24 protein-coding genes and 3 pseudogenes are annotated in these 23,055 nt (G+C 68.8%); 16 read left to right on the plus strand and 11 right to left on the minus strand.

All coding sequences use genetic code 11. From position 1 onward, the window contains the following. Positions 1-157: 157 nt before the first annotated feature. The 3 genes from AB8P05_RS01525 (at position 158) to AB8P05_RS01535 (ending at position 3,303) form a co-directional block, all read left to right on the plus strand. Positions 158-517: a cupredoxin domain-containing protein gene (locus AB8P05_RS01525; RefSeq protein WP_472758530.1), complete on the plus strand. Its 360-nt coding sequence runs from the start codon at positions 158-160 to the stop codon at positions 515-517. Positions 518-553: 36 nt separating this feature from the next. Continuing rightward, entirely contained in the window at positions 554-1,384 is an 831-nt protein-coding gene (locus tag AB8P05_RS01530; RefSeq protein ID WP_472758531.1) for an FTR1 family iron permease, read from the plus strand. A gap of 101 nt (positions 1,385-1,485) precedes the next feature. Beyond that, positions 1,486-3,303, plus strand: a complete 1,818-nt coding sequence (locus AB8P05_RS01535; protein WP_472758532.1) for a monovalent cation:proton antiporter-2 (CPA2) family protein — start codon at positions 1,486-1,488, stop codon at positions 3,301-3,303. On the opposite strand, the gene AB8P05_RS01540 is transcribed toward AB8P05_RS01535, so the two are convergent. The 3 genes from AB8P05_RS01540 to AB8P05_RS01550 form a co-directional block, all read right to left on the minus strand. After that, complete coding sequence (locus AB8P05_RS01540; protein WP_472758533.1) at positions 3,300-4,097, minus strand: ABC transporter ATP-binding protein; 798 nt, start codon at positions 4,095-4,097, stop codon at positions 3,300-3,302. The genes AB8P05_RS01535 and AB8P05_RS01540 overlap by 4 nt on opposite strands. Next, positions 4,094-5,002 (minus strand): ABC transporter permease, encoded by a 909-nt coding sequence (locus tag AB8P05_RS01545; RefSeq protein WP_472758534.1) that lies wholly within the window; start codon positions 5,000-5,002, stop codon positions 4,094-4,096. Before AB8P05_RS01545 ends, AB8P05_RS01540 begins: the two co-directional genes overlap by 4 nt. 156 nt (positions 5,003-5,158) lie before the next feature. Continuing rightward, positions 5,159-6,139, minus strand: coding sequence for an ABC transporter substrate-binding protein (locus tag AB8P05_RS01550; RefSeq protein ID WP_455171556.1), 981 nt, complete (start codon positions 6,137-6,139; stop codon positions 5,159-5,161). Between the two features lie 354 nt (positions 6,140-6,493). Between AB8P05_RS01550 and AB8P05_RS01555 the strand changes: the two genes are divergently transcribed. Next, positions 6,494-6,874 (plus strand): DUF983 domain-containing protein, encoded by a 381-nt coding sequence (locus AB8P05_RS01555; protein ID WP_455171557.1) that lies wholly within the window; start codon positions 6,494-6,496, stop codon positions 6,872-6,874. Between the two features lie 130 nt (positions 6,875-7,004). Here the strand turns inward: AB8P05_RS01555 and AB8P05_RS01560 are convergent, their stop codons facing one another. The 3 genes from AB8P05_RS01560 to AB8P05_RS01570 all read right to left on the minus strand — a co-directional run bounded on the left by AB8P05_RS01560 (position 7,005) and on the right by AB8P05_RS01570 (position 8,669). Beyond that, positions 7,005-7,178, minus strand: coding sequence for an RSP_7527 family protein (locus AB8P05_RS01560; protein WP_455171558.1), 174 nt, complete (start codon positions 7,176-7,178; stop codon positions 7,005-7,007). 216 nt (positions 7,179-7,394) lie between these two features. Further along, positions 7,395-7,814, minus strand: a complete 420-nt coding sequence (locus AB8P05_RS01565) for a hypothetical protein (protein ID WP_472758535.1) — start codon at positions 7,812-7,814, stop codon at positions 7,395-7,397. A gap of 39 nt (positions 7,815-7,853) precedes the next feature. Next, the gene (locus AB8P05_RS01570) at positions 7,854-8,669 is read right to left on the minus strand and encodes a hypothetical protein (protein ID WP_472758536.1); all 816 of its coding nucleotides are present in this window, start codon (positions 8,667-8,669) and stop codon (positions 7,854-7,856) included. Between the two features lie 54 nt (positions 8,670-8,723). On the opposite strand from AB8P05_RS01570, the gene AB8P05_RS01575 reads away from it, so the two are divergent. The 9 genes and pseudogenes from AB8P05_RS01575 to moaE all read left to right on the plus strand — a co-directional run bounded on the left by AB8P05_RS01575 (position 8,724) and on the right by moaE (position 15,827). Then, positions 8,724-9,494 (plus strand): SDR family oxidoreductase, encoded by a 771-nt coding sequence (locus tag AB8P05_RS01575; RefSeq protein WP_472758537.1) that lies wholly within the window; start codon positions 8,724-8,726, stop codon positions 9,492-9,494. A gap of 405 nt (positions 9,495-9,899) precedes the next feature. Beyond that, the gene (gene uvrC, locus AB8P05_RS01580; RefSeq protein WP_472758538.1) at positions 9,900-11,879 is read left to right on the plus strand and encodes an excinuclease ABC subunit UvrC; all 1,980 of its coding nucleotides are present in this window, start codon (positions 9,900-9,902) and stop codon (positions 11,877-11,879) included. A 78-nt stretch (positions 11,880-11,957) separates the two neighbouring features. Further along, positions 11,958-12,431, plus strand: a pseudogene (gene pgsA / locus AB8P05_RS01585) (CDP-diacylglycerol--glycerol-3-phosphate 3-phosphatidyltransferase); the annotation flags it as partial. Positions 12,432-12,569: 138 nt separating this feature from the next. After that, positions 12,570-13,070: a molybdopterin-guanine dinucleotide biosynthesis protein B gene (mobB, locus tag AB8P05_RS01590; protein WP_455171564.1), complete on the plus strand. Its 501-nt coding sequence runs from the start codon at positions 12,570-12,572 to the stop codon at positions 13,068-13,070. A gap of 33 nt (positions 13,071-13,103) precedes the next feature. Next, complete coding sequence (locus tag AB8P05_RS01595) at positions 13,104-13,775, plus strand: HAD hydrolase-like protein (RefSeq protein WP_472758539.1); 672 nt, start codon at positions 13,104-13,106, stop codon at positions 13,773-13,775. 114 nt (positions 13,776-13,889) lie between these two features. Then, positions 13,890-14,776, plus strand: a pseudogene (locus AB8P05_RS01600) (molybdopterin molybdotransferase MoeA); the annotation flags it as partial. A gap of 66 nt (positions 14,777-14,842) precedes the next feature. After that, entirely contained in the window at positions 14,843-15,109 is a 267-nt protein-coding gene (locus AB8P05_RS01605) for a hypothetical protein (protein WP_472759298.1), read from the plus strand. Positions 15,110-15,119: 10 nt separating this feature from the next. Beyond that, positions 15,120-15,365, plus strand: a pseudogene (moaD, locus tag AB8P05_RS01610) (molybdopterin converting factor subunit 1); the annotation flags it as partial. Positions 15,366-15,374: 9 nt separating this feature from the next. Continuing rightward, positions 15,375-15,827, plus strand: a complete 453-nt coding sequence (gene moaE, locus AB8P05_RS01615; RefSeq protein WP_455171569.1) for a molybdopterin synthase catalytic subunit MoaE — start codon at positions 15,375-15,377, stop codon at positions 15,825-15,827. 22 nt (positions 15,828-15,849) lie between these two features. Here the strand turns inward: moaE and AB8P05_RS01620 are convergent, their stop codons facing one another. Beyond that, positions 15,850-16,440, minus strand: a complete 591-nt coding sequence (locus AB8P05_RS01620; RefSeq protein WP_455171570.1) for a YqgE/AlgH family protein — start codon at positions 16,438-16,440, stop codon at positions 15,850-15,852. 194 nt (positions 16,441-16,634) lie between these two features. On the opposite strand from AB8P05_RS01620, the gene AB8P05_RS01625 reads away from it, so the two are divergent. The 3 genes from AB8P05_RS01625 to AB8P05_RS01635 all read left to right on the plus strand — a co-directional run bounded on the left by AB8P05_RS01625 (position 16,635) and on the right by AB8P05_RS01635 (position 19,774). Next, positions 16,635-18,710, plus strand: coding sequence for a protein-disulfide reductase DsbD family protein (locus tag AB8P05_RS01625; protein WP_472758540.1), 2,076 nt, complete (start codon positions 16,635-16,637; stop codon positions 18,708-18,710). A gap of 90 nt (positions 18,711-18,800) precedes the next feature. Further along, positions 18,801-19,154 carry a zinc ribbon domain-containing protein YjdM gene (locus AB8P05_RS01630; protein ID WP_472759299.1) on the plus strand — a complete coding sequence of 118 codons (354 nt, stop codon included), beginning with the start codon at positions 18,801-18,803 and terminating at the stop codon, positions 19,152-19,154. 137 nt (positions 19,155-19,291) lie between these two features. After that, positions 19,292-19,774 (plus strand): peroxiredoxin, encoded by a 483-nt coding sequence (locus AB8P05_RS01635; protein ID WP_149230328.1) that lies wholly within the window; start codon positions 19,292-19,294, stop codon positions 19,772-19,774. Positions 19,775-19,900: 126 nt separating this feature from the next. On the opposite strand, the gene rnhA is transcribed toward AB8P05_RS01635, so the two are convergent. Genes rnhA through cysQ form a run of 4 tightly spaced genes read right to left on the minus strand, consistent with a single transcriptional unit; the run spans position 19,901 to position 22,984 of the window. Continuing rightward, positions 19,901-20,329 (minus strand): ribonuclease HI, encoded by a 429-nt coding sequence (gene rnhA / locus AB8P05_RS01640; RefSeq protein WP_472759300.1) that lies wholly within the window; start codon positions 20,327-20,329, stop codon positions 19,901-19,903. Between the two features lie 51 nt (positions 20,330-20,380). Further along, entirely contained in the window at positions 20,381-21,364 is a 984-nt protein-coding gene (locus AB8P05_RS01645; protein WP_472758541.1) for a homoserine kinase, read from the minus strand. Between the two features lie 13 nt (positions 21,365-21,377). Further along, complete coding sequence (locus AB8P05_RS01650; RefSeq protein WP_472758542.1) at positions 21,378-22,211, minus strand: ferritin-like domain-containing protein; 834 nt, start codon at positions 22,209-22,211, stop codon at positions 21,378-21,380. Further along, positions 22,208-22,984: a 3'(2'),5'-bisphosphate nucleotidase CysQ gene (cysQ, locus tag AB8P05_RS01655; protein WP_472758543.1), complete on the minus strand. Its 777-nt coding sequence runs from the start codon at positions 22,982-22,984 to the stop codon at positions 22,208-22,210. Before cysQ ends, AB8P05_RS01650 begins: the two co-directional genes overlap by 4 nt. Positions 22,985-23,055 lie beyond the last annotated feature (71 nt).

Below are 23,055 nucleotides of genomic sequence, written 5' to 3' on the forward strand. Positions count from 1 at the left end.
TCCGGTTGAGGGCAAAGGCGGCCGCATCCGCAATGGATGCGCGTTTCCGTCGCAGGTGCGTTGCAGCACCCGCGGGGGCCTTTTGTTTGACCCTCGGGGGTGGGGTGAGAATGATTTTCACAAGCAATGCCCCTTCCAGCCCCGAGGTCTTCCGCGAATGCGCCGTCCATCGCTGCTTTCCGCCGCCAGCGCCGCCCTTTGCGCCATCGCCCTGTCCGCCGCGGTCCTGATCCCGGCCGGCGCCGCGCGCGCCGACGACATGGTGACCATCGTCATCAAGGACCACAAATTCGAGCCGGCGGAGGTGAAGATCCCCGCCAACAAGCGCGTGACGCTGCTGGTCGACAACCAGGACGCCACGTCGGAGGAGTTCGAAAGCAACGAGATGAAGGTCGAGAAGATCGTCGGCGGGCGCAAGCAGATCAAGGTGATGGTCGGCCCGTTGAAGCCGGGGCGCTATCCCTTCTTCGGCGAGTTCCACGAAGCGACGGCGCAGGGCGCCGTGATTGCAGAGTGACGCGGTCCTGACCGCCCGCCAGCCCCGGAGACGACCATGCTCGCCAGTCTGATCATTGTGTTCCGCGAGGTCCTGGAAGCGGGCCTCATCGTCGGCATCGTGCTGGCCGCGACCCAGGGTGTGGTCGGGCGCGCCCGCTGGATCGCGCTCGGCATCGCCGGCGGCATCGTCGGCTCCTGCGTCGTCGCCGCCTTCGCCGATGCCATCAGCGGACTGTTCGCCGACACCGGGCAGGAGCTGTTCAATGCCGGCGTCCTGCTGATCGCGGTGGTGATGCTTGCCTGGCACAATGCCTGGATGGCGCAGCATGGCCGCGAGCTGGCGCGCGACATGAAGGCTGTCGGCCATGCGGTGCGGAGCGGCGAGAAGTCGCTGGCGGCGCTGGCGATCGTCATCGGGGTCGCGGTTCTGCGCGAAGGGTCGGAGGTCGTGCTGTTCCTGACCGGCATCCTGGCGTCGGAGGAGGGCGGCATCGCCACCGTCGCCGCCGGCGGCCTGGGCGGCATGGCCCTGGGCGCCTTGGTGTCCGTGCTTCTCTATGCCGGACTGGTGCAGATCCCGACGCGGCATCTGTTCTCCACCACCACATGGTTGCTGACCCTGCTGGCCGCCGGCATGGCCGCCACGGCGGTCAACTTCCTGGCGCAGGCCGGCATCCTGATGGCGGGCGGCACCATCCTGTGGGACAGCTCCGGCATCCTGCGCGACAACAGCCTGATCGGACAGGTGCTGCATGTGCTGGTCGGCTACACCGACCGCCCGACCGAGGCACAGCTGATCGCCTATGTGGCGGTGGTCGCCGCCATCCTGCTGCTGACCCGCTGGGCGGCCCGCAATTCCCCCCGCGTCGCCAATCCGGTCCGGTGATTCAATAAGCACAAGGTATAGCCGGGCTGACAGTTAAGTGTCTGGTGCCGGCCCCGGCAATCGCGCCATAGTCCCCCGGAGACAGACGGACGGCGGGGGCCATGGCGGAGCTGGTAACTTTGGTTGTGCTGCTGGCGGCGATGGTGGTCGCGGTGCCGGTGGCGAAAAGGTTCGGGTTCGGTGCGCCGCTCGGCTATCTCGCCGCCGGTCTGGCGGTGGGGCCGGCGGGGCTGGGGCTGGTCACCAACGTGTCGGCCATCGCCCACGCCTCCGAACTCGGCGTCGTGATGCTGCTGTTCCTGATCGGGCTGGAGCTTCGGCCGGCCCGCCTGTGGGTCATGCGCAAATCGGTGCTGGGGCTGGGCGGGGCGCAGGTGGCGGTCACCGGCGCCGTCATCGCCGGTTTGTGCGGCTGGGTCCTGGGTCTGCCCTGGCCGACCGCGGTGGTGCTCGGCTTCGGCTTCGCCCTGTCCTCCACCGCCATGGCGCTGCCGATGATGGCGGAGCGCGGGCTGCTGGCCAACCAGTCGGGGCGCAACGCCTTTTCCGTCCTGCTTTTCCAGGACCTTGCCATCATTCCGGCCGTGGCCCTGCTGCCCCTGCTGGGCAACGGCACCGTGCCGCAGGCCGACGGGGCGTGGCTGGCGGTCGGCAAGGCGGCGGTTGCCGTCGCCCTCGTGCTGATCGGCGGGCGTTTCCTGCTGCGCCCGATCTTCCGCGCGGTCGACCGGGCCGGCGCGCCTGAGATCTTCACCGCCACCGCCCTGCTGATCGTCATCGGCACCGCCGTTCTGATCCAGGAGGCCGGGCTGTCCATGTCGCTGGGCGCCTTCATGGCCGGCGTGCTGCTGTCCGATTCTGAATACCGGCACGAGGTGCAGGCCGACATCGAACCGTTCGAGGGGCTTCTGCTCGGCCTGTTCTTCGTCTCGGTGGGGATGGGGGCGGATATCCCGGCCCTGTTGCGGGACCCCGTCCTTTTCATCGGCCTCGCCCTGGCGTTGCTGGTGGTGAAGGCGCTGGTGATGATGGTGCTGGCCCGCATCGCAGGGGTGCCCTGGGCCGGCGCCATGCGGATGGCGACGGTGCTGAGCCAGGGCGGCGAGTTCGGCTTTGTGCTGTTCGGGCTGGCGGTCGCCGGCGGCGCGATGGCGGGGGAGCAGGCGTCGGCGGCCATGCTGGTGGTGACGCTGTCCATGTTGGCGACCCCCTTCCTGTTTGCGGCGGAGGAGCGCTGGCTCGCCCCGCGCCTGATGATGGGCAAGCCCAAGCGGCCCTTCGATGCAATGCCCGACGACAACCCACAGGTCATCATCTGCGGATTCGGCCGGGTGGGGCAGGTGGTCGGCCGCGTGCTGCGGATGCGGGGCATTCCCTTCACGGCACTGGAGCAGAGCGCCGCCCAGGTCGATTTCGTCCGCAAGTTCGGCAGCCAGGCCTATTACGGCGACCCGACGCGGGTGGAGCTGATGCGCGCCGCCGGGGCGGACAAGGCCAAGCTGTTGGTGGTGGCGCTGGAGGACATGGAGCAGTCGCTGCGCGTGGTGGAGATGGCGAAACGCCATTTCCCCAACCTGACCATCTTCGCCCGCGCCCGCAACCGCCGCCATGTCCACCACCTGATGGACCGCGGCGTCACCCACATCGTGCGCGAGACCTTCGATTCCAGCCTGCGGCTGACCGGCGACGTGCTGCGCCAAATGGGGCTGGCGGAAGGGGATGTGACGCGGACGCTGGAAACCTTCCGCGCCCATGACGAACGCACCCTGATCCGCCAGCACGCCGTCCATAATGACGAGACGAAGCTGATCCAGACCTCCCGCGATGCCGCCGCGGAGCTTCAGTCGCTGTTCGAAGCCGACCGCGACGACGACCGGATCGACGGGGGAGACGCCGCGGCGCAGCCGGCCAAGGCCTAACCGATCAGCAGGCTGTCGTCGCTGATCTCGGCCCCGCCGCGCTGCTTGGCGAACAATGCCAGCAGGTGCGGGACGTCCAGGCCGGCGCGCTCGTCGCCGGCCACGTCCAGCACGACGCGGCCCTCGTGCAGCATCAGCGTGCGGTCGCCATAGTCCAGCGCCTGCCGCATGGAATGGGTGACCATCAGCGTGGTCAGCCGGTTGTCGCGGACGATGCGCCGGGTCAGCTCCAGCACGAAGTCGGCGGTGGCGGGATCGAGGGCGGCGGTGTGCTCGTCCAGCAGCAGGATCTTGGACCCGGCCAGCGTCGCCATCAGCAGGCTGACCGCCTGGCGCTGGCCGCCCGACAGCAGCCCCATGCGGTCGTGCAGCCGGTTCTCCAGCCCGAGGCCGAGTGCGGCGATGCGGTCGCGGAAGCCCCGGCGCCGGTCGCTGCCGAGCGCGAGGCCCAGGCCGCGGCGGCGTCCGCGGGCGGCGGCGAGCGCCATGTTCTCCTCGATGGTCAGGGCGGCGCAGCTGCCGGCCATCGGGTCCTGGAAGACGCGGGCGACCAGACCGGCGCGGCGCGGCGTGTCCCAGCGGGTGACGTCGGTGCCGTCGATGGAGATGCGCCCCTGCTCCGCCAGCACGTCGCCGGCCAGCGAGCCGAGGAAGGTCGACTTGCCGGCGCCGTTGGAGCCGATGACGGTGACGAACTCGCCCTCCGGGATGGTCAGGTCGATGCCGCGCAGCGCGTGCTTTTCCAGCGGCGTGCCGCGGCCGAAGGTGACGTGGATGTCCTCGACGACGATCATTTGGCGGCACTCGGGTTGCGGGGCGCGCTGCGGGACGCCTTGGCCTTTAGGCGCGGCAGGATCAGGGCGACGGCGACCAGCACCGCGGTCACCAGATTGAGGTCGGAGGCCTGCAGGCCGATGCTGTCGGCCGAGAGCGCCACCTGCACCGCCAGACGGTAGAGGATCGACCCGGCGACGCAGCCGATCAGCGCCAGCGCCAGGGCGCGGGCCGGCAGCACCGTCTCGCCGACGATCACCGCGGCAAGGCCGACCACGATGGTGCCGATGCCGGTGGTGACGTCGGCGAAGCCGTTGGTCTGCGCGAACAGCGCGCCGGCCAGCCCGGTCAGTCCGTTGGAGAGCGCGATCCCGGCATAGACATGGCCATCGGTGTCGACTCCCTGGGCCCGCGCCATCCGGGCATTGACGCCGGTCGCCCGCATCGCCAGCCCGAACTCGCTCGCCAGGAAGCGCGCCAGCAGCAGGACCACCACCGCGACGATGACGCCGACCACAAGCGGACGGACGATGTGGTCCGGAATCCCAAGGCCGTAGAAGGGGGTCAGCACGGTGTCCTGCATCAGCAGAGCCACGTTCGGCCGCCCCATCACCCGCAGATTGACGGAGAACAGCGCGATCATCGTCAGGATGCTGGCGAGCAGGTGGAGGATCTTGAAGCGCACGTTCAGCGTCGCCGTCACCAGCCCGGCCGCAGCACCCGCCAGCGCCGCGGCGAGGCTGGCGAGCCAGGGATTGACGCCGGCGATCAGCAGCACCGCGCAGACGGCCGCGCCCAGCGGGAAGCTTCCGTCCACCGTCAGGTCGGGGAAGTCCAGGATGCGGAAGGACAGATAGACGCCGATGGCGACCAGCGCATAGACGAGGCCGATCTCGATGGCGCCGAAGAGGGCGATTTCGGTCATTGCGGTGCTTTGGTTAGGTGCAGGCGCTTGCCCCCACCCCAACCCTCCCCCGCTGGGCGGGGAGGGGGACAGGACCTTTGCGGGAGTGCAGCGGAGTTCCCTCCCCGCCCAGCGGGGGAGGGTTAGGGAGGGGCAAAGCCCCTTGCCCCAGCAGCCTTACTGCCCGACCACCTTCGTCGCGCGCTTCACCACCGCCTCGGGCAGGGTGACGCCCATGGCGGCGGCGGACTTCGGGTTGACGAACAGGTCGGTGCCCTTGGCCAGTTCCACCGGCAGGTCGCCGGGCTTCTCGCCCTTCAGGACGCGGGCGACGATGGCACCGGTCTGCTTGCCGACCTGGAAGTAATCGAAGCCGACGGAGGCGACCGTGCCGCGGGCCACGCTGTCGGTGTCGGCGGAGAAGATCGGCAGCTTCGCCTGCTGGCCCACCGCGATCACGCTTTCCAGCGCCGAGACGACCGTGTTGTCGAGCGGGATATAGACGGCATCCGCCTTGCCGACGAGGCTGCGCACCGCCGGCTGGGCATCCGACGATTTCGGGACGGAGGCCTCGACCACGCTCAGCCCGGCCTTGGCGGCCTCGTCCTTCAGCGCCTTGACCAGCACGACGGAGTTCGGCTCACCGGGGTTGTAGAGCACGCCGATGCGCTTGGCCTGCGGCACGATCTCGCGGATCAGAGCGACATGCTCACCGACCGGGGCCATGTCGGACAGGCCGGTGATGTTGGCGCCGGGCTTCTCCATCGACTTCACCATCTGGGCGGAAATCGGATCGGTCACCGCGGTGAAGACCACCGGGATGTCGCGGGTCGCCGCCGCCACCGCCTGGGCCGAGGGGGTGGAGATCGGCACGATCACGTCGGGACGCGACCCGGCGAACTGGCGGGCGATCTGGGCGGCGGTGGCCGGGTTGCCCTGCGCGCTCTGGTATTCGACCTTCAGGTTCTGGCCCTGGACGAAGCCGGCATCCTTCAGCGCCTCCACCACGCCGTCGCGGGTCGCGTCGAGCGCCGGGTGCTGGACGATGGCGGTGATGGCGACGGTCTTGCTCTGCGCCTGCGCCTCGACCGGGGCGGCGAACGGACCGGCGAAGGCGGCGAGTGCCGCGGCGGCGCACAACAGACGGGTGAAGGACATGGCTGCGGTTCTCCTGGACAAGAAGGCTTTCCCCCTAGACCGCGGCGGCCCCGCCGTCAACTCGGCAGCAGCGGGCGTGAGGGCGGGATTGAACATTTGAAACACCATGGAACATGGTCCGGAGACCGTTCCACTGTTCCACCGTTTCATCCGCCGTCCGATCCAAGACGTCCCTCCACCGCCGCAAACGGTCCGACCCGTCATAGCACGGGGCGGGAGTGACGATAAGGACGGCCTTGAAAAGTCCCCCGGCCCCGCATGTGCAGGGGCCGGGCATGGCCGACCTGCCTGCAATGGTGGGTGTCGTCGCGGCAGGAAAGAGCCTATATTGTGGGCAGAACGGAAGGAGTGGCCATGAGCGTTGGAACCGAAGCGGCTCCGTCGAAGTTTCTCGCGTCCTTCCGCGGCCTGATCGGCTCCTGCCCCAACTGCGGACAAGGCCGCCTGCTGCGGAATTTCCTGAAGCCGGTCGAGCGCTGCTCCGCCTGTGGCGAGGCCTATGGACATCTGCGCGCCGACGACGCGCCGCCCTGGATGACGATCCTGATCGTCGGGCACATCGTCATCCCGGCCCTTCTGTCGGTCGAACAGACCTACGAGCCGCCGACCTGGGTGCATCTGGCCGTCTGGCCGCTGCTGACCCTGGTGCTGACGCTGATCCTGCTGCCGCGCTGCAAGGGGTTGGTGCTGGGGCTGTTGTGGAGCACCGGGGCGCCAGGGTCGGAGCAGGCCTGAGTGCCGGCAGCGCTGCGGCTAGAATTGGAAGCGCCTGAAATGAAGAACGGCACCGCGCGGTTTCGCGCAGTGCCGTTTTCTTCACGTATGGCTGGACCTTCCTGAACCCGCCGCCGGGCGGGTGTATCGGTCAGCGCGCGCTCGGGCTCAGCGCCGCCGGACCATGGCCGGCACGGTCGCCGGACAGGGTGGCGCGCAGCTTGCCGAACAGTTCGCGCAGGTAGTCGGCGCGCATCTGGCGGGCGGCCAGCATGATCTCTTCGTGGCTGCGGGGATCGCGGACTTCGTTGAAAAGAGTGTTCATGGCTCTGGGAATCTCCACGTGAGGTGAGAGACGTCCACTCCCTTGGAATTTGTTTGCCTTGTGAGGCTTAAGATAGGGCAGAGCCGTTGCCCTAAGAAGCGCGGTCCGCGCAATGCCGCCTGACGTTTTCCGTATCAGCTTCCCCAATTAACGGAGGTGCGAACTATTGTCGCAGGCTGCGGTCGGTCAGCCATCGACAATAGTTCGCCTTTCCCATTATTTGCGGTCCCTGGCTCCATCCACGGCAACATTGCGGTCGGAGATGATCCGATCGTCGGGTGATCCTGCCGCTTGCCGCTCCGTCCGGTTCATCGGCCGGTCGGGCTGGCGCGGCGGCAGCGGCCCGGTGCCGAGGCCGCCGGCCTCCTCGCTGCCGGGAATGCCGAAATCCTCGTCCGGCTGGTCGATGGGACCGCCGGCACCGGGGCCGATCACGCGCTGGAAGCCCTCGATCTCCTCATCGACGTCCAGGTGATCGCGCGTTTCGCGGATGTCGAGCGGAATGGGACGCTCGTCGATGCCGCCGCTGTCGCTGGGACCGGTCGCATTGCCGACGTTTCGGTCGTCACGCGGCCTGTCGTCGCCGGGGCGACCGCCCGTGTTGCGGCTGTCGCGGTTCCGTTCGTTGCTGGCCATGGGCGCTCTCCCGTCCTTTGTGTGAGGTCTCGATCCTCCTCAACAGGGCGGAAGGGCGCTCGTCACCGCATGCACGTCGAACCAGCCGCCGACGCTGTGGCGCAGGTCGTGTCGGCGGTCCTGTTCCGGCGCCGGGGCGATGTCCCACAGCCAGGACATGTCGGGGGCGGGCAGGGAAAGGCCCCAGGTCGACTCCTCCACCTCCGTCACGGTGCCGCGGTGCAGCCAGGAACTGTCGATGTCCGTGTACAGGGCCGACCGTTCGGCGATATCGGCCAGCCAGCCGAGATGCCCCCGGGCCATGCGCCGGGCGAAATCCAACCGTTCGGCGTCGGGCGTGTGCGGCGCCCGGCGCTCCACCGCGTCCAGCGGCAGAAGCGGCAGTTGGGACAGCAGGTTGCAGGACAGGGCGAAGCGGAAGGGCTGGCCGTCGATCCGCGGCGGCTCGAACCCCGCGGGCAGGGGGGCGCCGCGGTCCAGCGCCGCGGCCAGCGGGCCGAGAGCGCCGCTGACGTCGAGTTCCAGCAGGCGGACGTTCGGCAGCCCGGCGACCCGCCGGCGGACCGACCGGCCGTGCAGGATGTCGACCAGAACCACCTGGTCGAATCGGGCGGTCAGCGTCTCCAGCGGGATTTCGATCAGCAGCCCCGATCCGGCGACCAGAGCCCGGCCGCCCGGCTCCACCCGCTGGACCGCCTGATCGATGAAGCGGTGGCAGGCGGCGACATGCGGCGCCCAGGCCCGCCTTTGACGCCGGTAACGGGCGCCGAGCGCCACCATCTCCGCCAGATAGCCGAAGCGGCGGGCCAGCGGATGGCAGGGCGTAGTCAGATATTCGATCGCTTCGCGCAGCATCGCCGGTTGCTTCTCCCCCTTGACCCGCGGCGATGGCAGGGTACCTATGGCGGCATGGTCGAGATCAAGAGGAAAGCGGCCCTGGTCACCGGGGCCGGCAAGCGCATCGGGCGGGCCATCGCGCTCGATCTGGCGGGGCAGGGTTGGGACGTCGCCGTCCATTACCGAAGCTCCCGCGAGGAGGCCGATGCCGTCGTCGCGGAAATCGCGCGGGCAGGCGGCAGGGCCATGGCCTTCGCCGCCGACCTGGACCGCGAGGTGGAGGTGAAGGCCCTGGTGCCCGCGGTCACCGAACGGCTCGGCCCGCTGACCCTGCTGGTCAACAACGCCTCTCGTTTCGAGCGCGACGAGGTCGCCGACGTCACCCGCGAATCGTGGGACGCGCATATGGAGGCGAACCTGCGGGCGCCCTTCGTGCTGTCGCAGGATTTCGCGTCCCGGTTGCCGGAGGGCGAGCGCGGCCTGATCGTCAACGTGATCGACCAGCGGGTCTGGAACCCGACGCCGCATTTCGTTTCCTACACCCTGTCGAAGATGGGGCTGTGGGCGCTGACCCGCACGATGGCGCTGGCGCTGGCCCCGCGCATCCGCGTGAACGGCATCGGTCCCGGCCCAATCCTGCGCAACGACCGGCAGACGGAAGAAGAGTTCTCCGCCCAATGGGAGTCGACTCCGCTCCGGCGCGGCAGCACGCCGGAGGAGATCTGTGCCGCCATCCGCTTCCTGATCGCCGCCCCGGCGGTGACCGGCCAGATGATCGCGCTGGACGGCGGGGAGCATCTGGGATGGGCGCAGCCGACGCATGGCTTCGTCCCCACCGAATAGATGCAGGTTACGGGTTGGAAACACTGGCGATCCGGGCATAGCCAGGGCCGGATCCCAGTCCCACCGCCCGCGCCGCCGGGAAAATGACCGCGCGTTTTACACAGGTGCCCCACCCGGCGCAAGAGGCGCCTGCGACCCCGCGACAATTTTGTGTCCGAGCGTCAATTCCCGCCCTTGACTCGGACCTGACTTAAGGAAATCAATGGGTTGAGAAAAATGCCCAAAAAATAGGCGGAAGCATGCGAGCCCTTGCGGCGCCTAGCTCCGGACGAGCTACCCCCTCCGTTATCGACAAACTTATCCACAGGTTCCGTGGATATTCTTTCGGAGGGGCGAGTCGTTCCATATGCTCTCCTCCTCCGCCCAACGGTTGACCCGCGCCGGCCGCTCGACGACATTCTGGTCATGTCCGAAACGCATTCCTCAGACCCCCAGGCTCCCGTCGCCGAACTGCCCGCGGAAGCCGCCGACACCGCGTCCCCGGCGGATGCGCCGTCCGGCGAAGCCGGTTCCGCGCGCCCGAAGCGGCGACCGGCCGACATCGACAGGGGCGTCGAGATCATTCGTGAGCATTTGAAGACCCTGCCGCAGACGCCGGGCGTCTACCGCATGCTGGCGGGCGACGGGGCGGTCCTGTATGTGGGCAAGGCGCGCAACCTGAAGCGCCGGGTGACCAACTACACCCAGGTCGGGAAACTGCCGGTCAGGCTCCAGCGCATGGTCGCGGAGACCGAGACGATGGAGTTCGTCAACACCCACACCGAGGTGGAGGCGCTGCTTCTCGAATCGAACCTGATCAAGAAGCTGATGCCGCGGTACAACGTGCTGTTGCGGGACGACAAGACCTTTCCGCACATCATGATTACCAGGGACCACGATTATCCGCAGCTGACCAAGCACCGTGGCGCCCGCGGGCGCGACGCCGATTATTTCGGCCCCTTCGCCTCGGCCGGGGCGGTGAACCGCACCATCACGGCGCTGCAGCGCGCCTTCCTGCTGCGCAACTGCGCCGACACCGTGTTCGCCAGCCGCACGCGGCCCTGCCTGCAATACCAGATCAAGCGCTGCACGGCGCCCTGCGTGGAGCGCGTGACCCCGGCGGAATACCAGGCGCAGGTGAACCAGGCCCGCGCCTTCCTGTCCGGCAAGAGCCGCGACATCCAGACGGAGTTCGCGGACCGGATGATGGCCGCCTCCGACGCCATGGATTTCGAGACGGCGGCGCGCTACCGCGACCGTATCCGCGCGCTGACGGCGATCCAGGCCCACCAGGACATCAATGTCGAGGGGGTGGTGGAGGATGCCGACGTCATCGCGGCCTATGCCGAGGGCGGCGTGACCTGCATCCAGGTCTTCTTCTTCCGCGGCGGGCGCAACTACGGCAACCGCGCCTATTTCCCCAGCCACGACAAGGCGGCGGAAACCGAGGAGGTGCTGGCGGCCTTCATCGCCCAGTTCTACGAGAACAAGGCGGCGCCGCCGCTGGTGTTGGTCAGCCACGCCCTGCCGGAGCTGGACCTGCTGACCGAAGCGCTGGCCGTGCGCGCCGGTCACAAGGTGGAACTGGCCGAGCCCAAGCGCGGGGAGAAGCGCCGGATCGTCGAGCACGCCCTGACCAACGCGCGGGAGGCGCATGGGCGGCGGCTGGCCGAAAGCTCCAGCCAGGCGCGGCTGCTGGACGGGGTGGCCGCCGCCTTCGGCATGGATGCGCCGCCGGAGCGGGTCGAGGTCTACGACAACTCCCACATCCAGGGGGCGCACGCCATCGGCGCGATGATCGTCGCCGGGCCCGACGGCTTCATCAAGAACGCCTACCGCAAGTTCAACATCCGCGAGCAGGGGGCGGCCGGCGACGACTTCGCCATGATGCGCGAGGTGCTGACCCGCCGATTCGGCCGGGCGGTGAAAGAGGACCCGGAACGCAGCCTGGGAAGCTGGCCCGATCTGGTGCTGATCGACGGCGGGCTGGGCCAGCTGAACGTGGCGCTGGAGGTGTTCGCCGAGCTGGGGATCGACGACGTGACGCTGGTCGGCATCGCCAAGGGGCCGGACCGCGACGCGGGCCGAGAGCATTTCTTCATGGAGAACCGGCCGCCCTTCCAGATGGAGCCGCGCGACCCGGTGCTGTATTTCCTGCAGCGGCTGCGCGACGAGGCACACCGCTTCGCCATCGGCACCCACCGGGCCAAGCGGACCAAGGCCATCGGCAAGTCGCCCATCGACGAAATTGCGGGAATCGGCCCCGCCCGGAAGAAGGCGCTGCTGCACCATTTCGGCAGCGGGGCGGCGGTCGCGCGGGCCGGACTGGCCGATCTGGAGGCGGTGGAAGGGATCAATCGCGCCGTTGCGAAAAAGATATACGATCACTTCCATCCCGATGGTTAGAATGCGGGCACATTCAAACAGCCGGCCCTGTCACGGGTGCCGTGCGGCGACATCCTCCAGCGGTTCGAGTTCCCCGTCATGCTGACCAGCCTGCCCAACCTGCTGACCCTGTCGCGCATCGCGGTGATCCCGGTGGTGGTCGGGCTGTTCTATGTGCCGGAGGCGTGGGCCGCCTACACCGCCTGCTCGCTCTATGCCGCCGCCTGCATCACCGACTGGTTCGACGGCTATCTGGCCCGCGCCTGGGCGCAGGAAAGCGTGATCGGCAAGTTCCTGGATCCCATCGCCGACAAGCTGCTGGTGGCGGCGACGCTGATCATGCTGGCGGGGTTCCACCGGCTGACCGGGCTGTCGATCCTGCCGGCGGTGGTGATCCTGCTGCGCGAGGTTCTGGTTTCTGGCCTGCGCGAGTATCTGGCCGGCCTGCATGTCGGCGTTCCGGTGACCTGGCTGGCCAAATGGAAGACGACGATCCAGATGATCGCGCTGGGCTTCCTGATCGTCGGCGATTATGGTCCGGCGGAACTGCCGGTGACCATCATCGGCACCGTGGGCCTGTGGATCGCCGCGGCCCTGACCTTCTACACCGGGTGGGATTACATGCGTGCCGGACTGACCCACATGATGGCCGAACAGCCGGCGAAGCCCGGCTCCCCGTTCCGCCCGCAGCGCCGGCTGAGAGTTTCCAAGATGAAGATTTTTGGACTGACCGGCTGGAGCGGCAGCGGCAAGACCTCGCTGATGGTGCGTCTGATCCCGGCGCTCACGGCGCGCGGTCTGCGTGTCTCGACGGTCAAGCATGCCCATAAGGGCTTCGACATCGACCATCCCGGCAAGGACAGCCACAACCACCGCGTCGCCGGCGCGACGGAGGTGCTGGTCAGCTCCCCCCGCCGCTGGGCGCTGATGCACGAGCTGCGCGACGGCGAACCGGAGCTGACGCTGGACCAGCTGATCGGCAAGGTCGCCCCGGTCGATCTTCTGCTGATCGAGGGCTTCAAGCGCGACCGGCACGAGAAGGTCGAAGTCTGGCGGGCGGACGTGGACAAGCCGCTGATCGCGCTGGACGATCCCACCATCGTTGCCGTGGCCAGCGACGGCCCGGTGCCGGGATGCCCGGTGCCGATCCTCGACCTGAACGACGCCGAGGCGGTTGCGGCCTTCGTGGTCGAGCGTTGCGGGTTGGGGTGATTCAAGCGGCTTTTGCCGCATTCGCAGGACAACATGGACAACGCACATTCGCAAAGCTCGCAGGCGCTCGACCGCCGCGGCTATCAACTCGCCATCTTCGATTTCGACGGCACGCTGGCCGACTCCTTCCCCTGGTTCATCGGCGTTCTGAACGGCGTCGCCGATCGGTACGGCTTCAACCGGGTGCGGCCGGAGGAGGTCGAGCGGTTGCGCGGGTATGACGCGCGGCAGATCATGCGGCACCTGCGCGTGCCGAACTGGAAACTGCCCTTCATCGCCAACCACATGCGTCGCCTGATGGCGCGCGACATCGACGGCATCCGGTTGTTCGACGGGGTGCCAGAGATGCTGCGCGCGCTGAACGGCCGGGGTGTGACCGTCGCCATCGTCAGTTCCAATTCGGTGGAGAACATCCGCAGGATCCTGGGGCCGGAGGCGGCCGGGCAGGTGGCCCATTACGGCTGCGGCGCCTCGCTGTTCGGCAAGGCGGCGAAGTTCCGCAAGATGCTGCAGACCACCGGCATTCCCGCCGGCCGGGCCATCGGCATCGGCGACGAGGTGCGGGACATCGATGCGGCGCGGAAGCTGGGCATGGGCTGCGCGGCGGTCACCTGGGGCTATGCCCGCGGCGATGCGCTGGCGGCGCGGCGGCCGGACCGGCTGCTGACGCGGGTGGAGGAGATATCCCGGCTTTTCGGCGGCTAAGTGCCACGTCCCGGAAAGCACGCCTTTTCCCTCTTCGCACCCAGCGCCGCGACGGACTAGAGTGGCCCCATGGTGCAACTCGACAATGACTGCTTCGCCTTCGGCGGGCCGATGATGGCGGTGGAGCCGGCACTGGCGCTGCTGGCCGGACGGGTCGGGCCGGTGACGGCGACCGAGACGGTTCCGCTGTCCGATGCGCTGGGCCGGGTGCTGGCCGCCGATCTGATCGCACCCTTTAACGTGCCGCCGCACGACAATGCGGCAGTGGACGGCTACGCCGTGTTCTTCGACGATCTCGCCGCCGACGCTCCGACGGTGCTGCCGGTCACCGCGCGGGTCGCCGCCGGGCAATGGCTCGGCCGGCCGGCGGTGCGGGGGAGGCGGTGCGCATCTTCACCGGCGCGCCGATGCCGGCGGGCATGGACACCGTCTTCATGCAGGAGGATTGCCGCGCCATTGAAAGCGAGGGCGGCGCCACCGTCACCCTGCCGGCCGGCAACCGCCGCGGCGTGAACCGGCGGCTGGCCGGCGAGGATGTGCGCGAGGGGTCGGTGGTGCTCTCCGCCGGGCGCCGCCTGCGGCCGGAGGACATCGCGCTCGCCGCCTCACTCGGCCATGCGACGCTTGAGGTGCGCTGCAGATTGCGGGTGGCGGTCTTTTCCACCGGCGACGAGCTGCGGCAGCCTGGGCAGGCGCTGGAGCCGGGCGCCGTCTACGACGCCAACCGCTATGCCCTGATCGCGCTGCTGACCCGGCTGGGCTGTGCCGTCACCGACCTTGGCATCCTGCCCGACCGGTTCGAGGCGATCCGCGATGCGCTGGCAGAGGCCGCGGCCGGCCATGACGCGCTGATCACCTCCGGCGGCATGTCCACCGGCGAGGAGGACCACGTCAAGCCGGCGGTGGAGGCGAACGGGCGGCTGGATTTCTGGCGGCTGGCGATCAAGCCGGGCCGGCCGGTGGCGCTGGGCCGGGTCCGCGATGCCGTGTTCGTCGGGCTGCCCGGCAATCCGGTTGCCGTGGTGGTCACCTTCCTGCGCATCGCCCGGCCGATCCTGCTGCGGCTGATGGGGGCGGCGGACGAGACGCCGCGGCCGATCCCGGTGCGCGCCGCCTTCGCCCACAAGAAGAAGCCCGGCCGGCGCGAGTTCCTGCGCGGGTCGCTGACACGGGAGCCCGATGGCGCGCTCGCCGTTACCAAATACCCGCGTGACGGGGCGGGCGTGCTGTCGTCGCTGGTCGACTCCGACGGCCTGATCGAACTGCCGGAGGATCTGGCAGGGGTCGAGCCCGGTATGATCGTCGACTATCTGCCTTTCAAGGAATTCCTCTAGGGGACGCGTGATGAAGATTCTCTATTTCGCTTGGCTGCGCAGCAAGATCGGCGTGCCGACGGAGACGGTGGAGCTGCCGGCGGAGGTTGCCACCGCCGGCGAACTCGTCGAGTGGCTGAAGACCCGCAGCCCGCGCCATGCCGAGGCTTTGGCCAACAGCAAGGTGGTCAAGGTCGCGGTGAACCAGGAGCATGTGCCCTACGACCACCCGATTTCGGCGACCGACGAGGTGGCCCTGTTCCCGCCGGTGACGGGGGCTGACGCCATGGCGATCCGCGTCCAGGCGGAGGATTTCGACGTCGGCGCCGAATATGCCGCCTTCACCGCCGGCCGCACCAGCGTCGGCGGGGTGGCCATGTTCGTCGGGCTGGTGCGCGACATCGCCGGCGGCGAGGCGGTCAGCGCCATGACGCTGGAGCACTATCCCGGCATGACCGAGAAGCAGCTGGAGGCGATCGAGGAGGAGGCGCGGCGGCGTTGGCCGCTGGACGACGTGCTGGTGATCCACCGTCATGGCCGGCTTGAGCCGGGCGACCGCATCGTGATGGTCGCCACCGCGTCGGCCCATCGCGACGCAGCCTTCGAGTCCTGCCGTTTCCTGATGGACTGGTTGAAGACCAAGGCCCCCTTCTGGAAGCTGGAGGCCACGCCGGGCGGCGAGCGCTGGGTCGAGGCGAAGGACAGCGACGATGCCGCGGCGGCGCGGTGGAGCGAATAGGGTCCGGGTCGGGCGGGGCCGCTCAGGCGTGACCGGCTTCGCCCGACAGCATGGAGACGCTGACGCCCAGCTTGCCGATGGCGCGTTCCCACTTGGCGTCCAGGTCGGTGTCGAACAGCAGCTGTTCGTCGCAGGGCACGTTCAGCCAGCCGTTGGCCTGGAATTCGGCGTCCAGTTGACCAGGACCCCAGCCGGCATAGCCCAGCAGCAGGATGTTGCGGCGCGGGCCGCGGTCTTCGGAAATGGCGCGCAGGATGTCGATGGTGGCGGTCAGCGCCACGTCGTCGTTCACCACCAGCGTGCCGTCACGGACATAGTCGGTGGAATGCAGGACGAAGCCGCGGCCCGATTCCACCGGCCCGCCGTAATGGACCGGCAGGTTGTTCATCGGCTGCGGCACGGTCATGTCGAGCTGTTCCAGAAGGTCTTCGAACGTGATCGACCCGAACAGCCGGTTCACCACCAGACCCATCGCGCCGTCTTCGTTGTGGGCGCAGACATAGATGACCGTGCGCTGGAAACGCGGGTCCTCCATTCCGGGCATGGCGATCAGCAGCTGGCCGGTCAGCGATTCCGTGGTCTTGGAGTCCGGAGACTTGGTCAGGCGCGGCATGGGCGAGTATCCTTGTCGTCGGTCCGGTGCGGAAGACCGCCTCCGTCCGTACGGTCGGTTGTGGTTGGCGCTCTGGCGACGCTTTCACCGGAGTGTGACAGCACCGGTCGAGCTTTGTCACCTGTATATGAGCTATCATATAGGGTGTGGGGGACGCGGTTGCGCCCCTTCCCGGGAAGAGAACAGTGCGCGCGATGAAAAGACATGCCCCCATCCTCCTGCTGCTGCTGGCCGTTCTGGCGGGCGGCATCCTTCCCGCCGCTGCACAGGATGGGGTCGGACCCTGGGTCAAGGCCGGGCAGGTCGAGGCGCGTCTGGTTTCCGCCGTCCGCGGCACCGGCGACCTGACGGCGCTGCCGCTTGGGCTGGAACTGCGGCTGGAACCGGGATGGAAGACCTACTGGCGCTCTCCCGGCGATGCCGGATTCGCGCCGCGGCTGGACTGGAGCCAATCCGGCAATCTGGCTGGGGCGACGCTGTCCTATCCGGCCCCGCACCGCTTCTCCGTCCTGGGGTTCGAGACCGCCGGCTATGACACCGCGGTCCTGTTCCCGATCCAGGGCAAGCCCGCCGAGCCCGGCAAGCCGGTCGATCTGGCGCTGACCGCGGAACTGCTGGTCTGTTCCGACATCTGCGTGCCGCAGACGCTGACCCTCGCCCTTGCCCTGCCGGCCGGACCGGCGGACCCGAGCGATGCGGCGAACGACGTGGCGCGCGCGCAGGCTCTGGTGCCGCGTGGCCCCAACGGGCTGCTGCGCATCGACGCAGTGCGCGCGGCCGGCGCCACACTGGAGGTCGAGGCGACCGCCGCCGACGGTTTCGTCAGCCCGGATCTGTTCGTGGAGACCGATCCGCCGCTGACCTTCTCCGCACCCAAGACCGTCTTTTCCGACAACGACCGCCATGTTCGCCTGACCCTGACGGCGACCGAAGCGCAGCCGGGGCTGGATCTCGCCGGACGCGCGATGACGCTGACGCTGGTCGACGGCGACAAGGCGGTCGAGGCGCCGGCGACGGCATCGGCCGGCAGCGCCCTGGCGGTCCCCGCCGGGGCCGGGCTGGTGGCGATGCTGGGCGTGGCCCTGCTCGGCGGGCTGATCCTGAACCTGATGCCCTGCGTCCTGCCGGTGCTGTCGCTGAAGCTGATGTCGGTGGTCAAGCATGGCGGGCAGGCCCCGACCGCGGTGCGCGCCGGTTTCCTGGCGAGCGCCGCCGGCATCCTGACCTCGTTCCTGCTGATGGCGTCGGTTCTGGTCGGCGTGAAGGCGGCGGGCGGAGCGGTCGGCTGGGGTATCCAGTTCCAGCAGCCGCTGTTCCTCGTCTTCATGGTCGTGCTGGTCACCCTGTTCTCGGCCAACCTGTGGGGATTGTTCGAGGTGCCGCTGCCGCGCGTGCTGGCCGACCGGCTTGGCGGGGAGGGGTTGGCCGGCCCCTTCGCCACCGGCATGTTCGCCACCCTGCTGGCAACCCCCTGTTCAGCACCCTTCCTGGGCACGGCGGTGGGCTTCGCGCTGTCCAAGGGGCCGGCGGAGATCTATGCCATCTTCGCGGCGCTGGGTGTCGGGCTGGCCTTGCCCTATCTGGCGGTGGCGGCCTGGCCGCGGGTGGCTGGCTGGCTGCCGCGGCCCGGGCGCTGGATGGCGACGCTGAAGATCGTGCTGGGTTTCGCGCTGATGCTGACGGCGGTCTGGCTGCTGTCGGTGCTGACCGCGCAGATAGGCGAGGTCGCCGCCGCCACGGTCGGGCTGCTGATGGCGGGGCTGGTGCTGGCGCTGTGGATCGGACGCAGCGCCCGCGGCGCGGCGCGGGTCGCCGGGCCGGCGCTTGCCGGGGTGCTGGCGATCGCCGCTTTCGCCATGCCGGCGGCGGTCGGTCCGTCCGCCGGTGCCGCGCCGGTGGCCGCCGACGCCAAGACGCGCTGGGTGCCCTTCGCCGAATCCGCGATCCGCGACCATGTGGCGGCCGGCCGCATCGTGTTCGTCGACGTCACCGCGGATTGGTGCATCACCTGTCAGGCCAACAAGAAGCTGGTGCTGAACCGCGATGAGGTCGCCAAGCGGATGGAGGATCCGTCGCTGGTGGCGATGCGCGCCGACTGGACCCGGCCGGATGCGGCGATCGCCAAGTTCCTCGCCGACCACGGCCGGTACGGCATTCCCTTCAACATCGTCTACGGCCCCGGCGCGCCGGACGGCATCGCCCTGCCCGAACTGCTGAGCGACGGCGCGGTGCTCGAAGCGCTGAGCCGGGCCGCCGGAAAGGGCGCCTGACCGGCCGTCCGGAAAAGGCCTATGGCCGCTGCGGCTATTCTGCGGTAACAGGGCGCCTCCGGGAGCTTCTCCCGCGCCATGAGGACGATGATGGACGATCAGATCAACTGCCCGCAGTGCGGCTCCGAGAACGCCTACAATGACGGGAGCCTGTGGAACTGCCCCGACTGCGGGCACGAGTGGAACCCCGACACCGCCCCTGCCGCTGCGGAGCTTGAGGCCGGGCAGGGCGTGCGGGACGCCAACGGCAATCCGCTGAGCGACGGCGACAGCGTGACCGTCATCAAGGATTTGAAGGTGAAGGGCTCGTCCCTTGTGGTGAAGGGCGGGACCAAGGTGAAGAACATCCGTCTGGTCGATGGCGCGGACGGGCACAACATCGCCTGCAAGATCGACGGCATCGGCGCCATGAACCTGAAGTCGGAGTTCGTGAAGAAGGCCTGACGCGCCCTGTATGGGACACGATCCCTACCTTGCGGCCATTCGCCGCGGGGGATAGAAGGGATGCAGGGCCGGGCTCCGCCAAGAGGGTTCGGCCCTGCCAAAAGGGACAAACCCCAAAACGGGAAGGGCTAGAGACCATGAGCATCCAGGTTGGCGACACCATTCCGTCCGTCACGCTGAAGTGGCTGACCGACAACGGCATGCAGGAAGTGACCACGGACGAGCTGTTCAAGGGCAAGAAGGTCGTCCTGTTCTCCGTCCCCGGCGCCTTCACCCCGACCTGCTCCGCCAAGCATCTGCCCGGCTTCGTCCAGCAGGCCGACGCGCTGAAGGCCAAGGGCGTCGACAGCATCATCTGCCTGGCGGTCAACGACCCGTTCGTGATGCGCGCCTGGGGTGACAAGGGCGGCGTCGGCGACAAGGTCGCGATGCTGCCGGACGGCAACGCCACCTTCACCACCGCGCTCGGCCTTACCATGGACGGCTCGGGCTACGGCCTGGGCACGCGCGGCCAGCGCTTCGCCCTGGTGGCGGAAGACGGCAAGGTCACCCACGTCGCCGTCGAGGCCCCCGGCAAGTTCGAGGTGTCCTCGGCCGAGGCGGTGCTGGAGAAGCTCTGAGCTAAGGTGTTCTCCCTCTCCCCCGGGGAGAGGGTCGGGGTGAGGGGGAGCCGCCGGCCGAACGCTTGTCGCCGCGCGTCCCCTCACCCTAACCCTCTCCCCGGGGGGAGAGGGGATATGTTCCGCTTACCCCCGTGCCCGCACGTCGGCGACGCCGCGCCGGGCCAGTTCGTCGGCGCGTTCGTTTTCCGGGTGGCCGGCGTGGCCTCGGACCCAGTGGAACTCGATCTGGTGCTGCCGCTTCGCCTCTTCCAGGCGCTGCCACAGATCGACGTTCTTCACCGGCTTGCGGTCGGCGGTCATCCAGCCCTTGGCCTTCCAGCCATGGATCCACTTGGTGATGCCGTTCTTCACATATTCGCTGTCGGTGAAGAGGCGGACGGTCACCGGCTTCTTCAGGGCCTCCAGCGCCATGATGGCGGCCATCAGCTCCATGCGGTTGTTGGTGGTCGCCGGTTCGCCGCCATACAGCTCCTTCTCCGCCTCGCCATAGCGCAGGATGGCGCCCCAGCCGCCGGGGCCGGGATTGCCGCTGCAGGCACCGTCGGTGAAGATGTCGACCGTCTTGCGGGCGGTTTCGGTCGGGGGGCGTCGTCCGTCATCAGATCAGGCCCCGCCCGTTTCCGAGTCGTCGAGGAAATAGTCGCCCAGCCCGCGGACCGTCTGGTGGAAGCGCAGCTTGCGCAGATATTCCAGCGGGTCCTTCGGCCGCACGAAGGCGCCCGGCGGATGGTTCAGCCAGTCATAGAGGCGGGTCAGCAGGAAGCGCACCGCGCTGCCGCGGCAGAGCCAGGGCAGGGCGTCCAGCTCCGCCCGCGACAGCGGCCGGACCTTGCGGTAGTTGGACAGCAGCAGCCGCGCCTTGGTGGCGTTGAAGGACCCGTCGATCTCGAAGCACCAGGCGTTGATGCAGATCGCCACGTCGTAGACGAAGAAGTCGTTGCAGGCGAAATAGAAGTCGATCAGGCCGGACAGGCTGTCGCCGCGGAAGAAGACGTTGTCCGGAAACAGATCGGCATGGATGACGCCCGCCGGCAGCCCGACCGGCCAGTTGGCCTCCAGCGCCGCCAGCTCCGCCTCCAGCGTCGCGCGCAGGCCGGGCGCCACCTCGTCGGCGCGCTCGGCCGACTTGGCGAAGAGGTCCTTCCAGCCCGGCAGGGCCAGCGCGTTCGGCCGCTCCATGCGGAAATCGCCGACCGCCAGATGCAGGCGGGCCAGAGCCTCGCCCAACTGGGCGCAATGCTGCGGCATGATCCGGCGCGGCCACATGCCGGCCAGGAAGGTGACGATCACCGCCGGGCGGCCGCACAGCTCGCGCAAAGCGACGCCGTCGCGCGCCGCGACCGGTAGCGGGCAGGCGATGCCCTTCTCCGCCAGATGCTCCATCAGGCCGAGGAAGAAGGGTAGATCCTCCTTCCGCGTGCGCTTTTCGTAGAGCGTCAGGATGTAGGGGCCGCGTTCGGTCACCAGCAGGAAGTTGGAGTTCTCCACCCCCTCCGCGATGCCTTTGCACGACAGCACCGCGCCCAGATCGTACTGGGCGGCGAAGGTGCTGAGATCCTCGTCGGTGACTTCGGTGTATACGGCCATGATGTGCAGCGCCTTACCGGGTTTCCGGCTTGCGGTCAATTTCGGGCGTGATCGGCTCGTAATATTCCGGGCCGAAGCCGGCCAATTGGCGGCTGGTGACGTTGAAGGGACGCTTCAGCCCGCCGCGGAAATGGCGTCCGACCAGTTCCTGCCACAGGGCGACCGGCTCCGCCCCGCGCCCGGTGCAGAGATGGACGAACCAGCGGCGGCCGGCGGCGACGTGGCCGATTTCCTCGTCATGGATGGTCTGCAGCAGGTCGGCGCTCTCCGCGTCGCCGAAGTCGCGCAGGCGGCGCACCGTCTCCGGCGTCACGTCCAGCCCGCGCGCCTCCAGCACCATCGGCACCACCGCCAGCCGGGCGGCGAGGTCGTGGGCGGTCTCCGTCGCCGCCTGCCACAGCCCGTCATGGGCGGGCAGGTCGCCATAGGAGGAGCCCAGCGCGTTCAGCCGTGTCTCCAGCATCCGGAAATGCCGCGCCTCGTCGTCGGCCACCTGCACCCAGTCGTCGGTGAAGCCCTTCGGCAGGCCGAGATGCGCGAATCGGGCGACGATGTCCCAGGCGAGGTCGATGGCGTTCAACTCGATGTGCGCCAACGCGTGCAGCAGGGCGATGCGGTTCTGCGCGCTGCCGCCGCGCCCGCGCTTGGGCATGTCGCGCGGCAGCTTCAGCTCCGGCCGGTCGGGGCGGGCAGGGCGGTCCGGCGGCGGGGCGGGCACCTCGGGGGACAGCAGGCCGTCGCGCCATGCGGCGGCGTAGTCACGGGTGAGGCGCACTTTCTCCAGCGGCGCCGCGGTGGTCAGAACCGCGGTCGCCGCCTCGCCCAGGCACGTAACGGAGGAGGTCATTTCCAGCCGTAGGCGACGAAGTTCGGGTTCAGGATGTCGTCCTTGCCATAGACGAGCGGCGAGCCGTCCGGCTGCTCCACCCGGCCGCCGGCGCCGATCAGCACGGCATGGCCGGCGGCGGTGTCCCACTCGCTGGTCGGTCCGAAGCGCGGGTAGAGGTCGGCCTTGCCGCTGGCCACCGTGCAGAATTTCAGCGAGCTGCCGCAGGACACCCGGTCCTTGACGGTGTAGTTGCCGAGGAACTCCTCCAGCACCGAACCGCTGCCGTGGGACCGGCTGGCGACGACGGTCAGCCCGTCGGCCGGCGGGTTGCGGACGGAAATGGCGTGGTCGTGCCGCCCCTCGGCGCAATGGACCGCGGTGCCAAGGCCGGCCGCGGTGTACATGTCGCCGGTGGCGGGCGCATACACGACGCCGAGCACCGGCACGCCATTCTCGATCAGGGCGATGTTCACGGTGAACTCGCCGTTGCGGGAGATGAACTCCTTGGTGCCGTCGAGCGGATCGACCAGCCAGAAGCGTCCGCCGGAGACGTCGGGCCGGTGGCCGGCGGCCACGGCCTCCTCCGCGACCACGGGAACGCCGGGCAGGAGATGGTGCAGCGCCGGGATGATCACCGCCTCCGCCGCCTGATCGGCCTGCGTGACAGGGCTGCCGTCGACCTTGGTGGCGACGTCGATGCCGTCGTTGTAAAAGCGCAGGATGACCTGACCGGCCTCATGGGCGATGGTGCGGACCGTCGGCAGCAGGCTCGCCACAGCGGCGTCGGGCATGGGGTGATCTCCCTATGGTATGAAGAGTCAGCATACCGTGCCCGCCAGCGGGCCGGAAGCTTTTGAACGGA

This window comes from Azospirillum sp. VT-I1, from assembly GCF_055698305.1.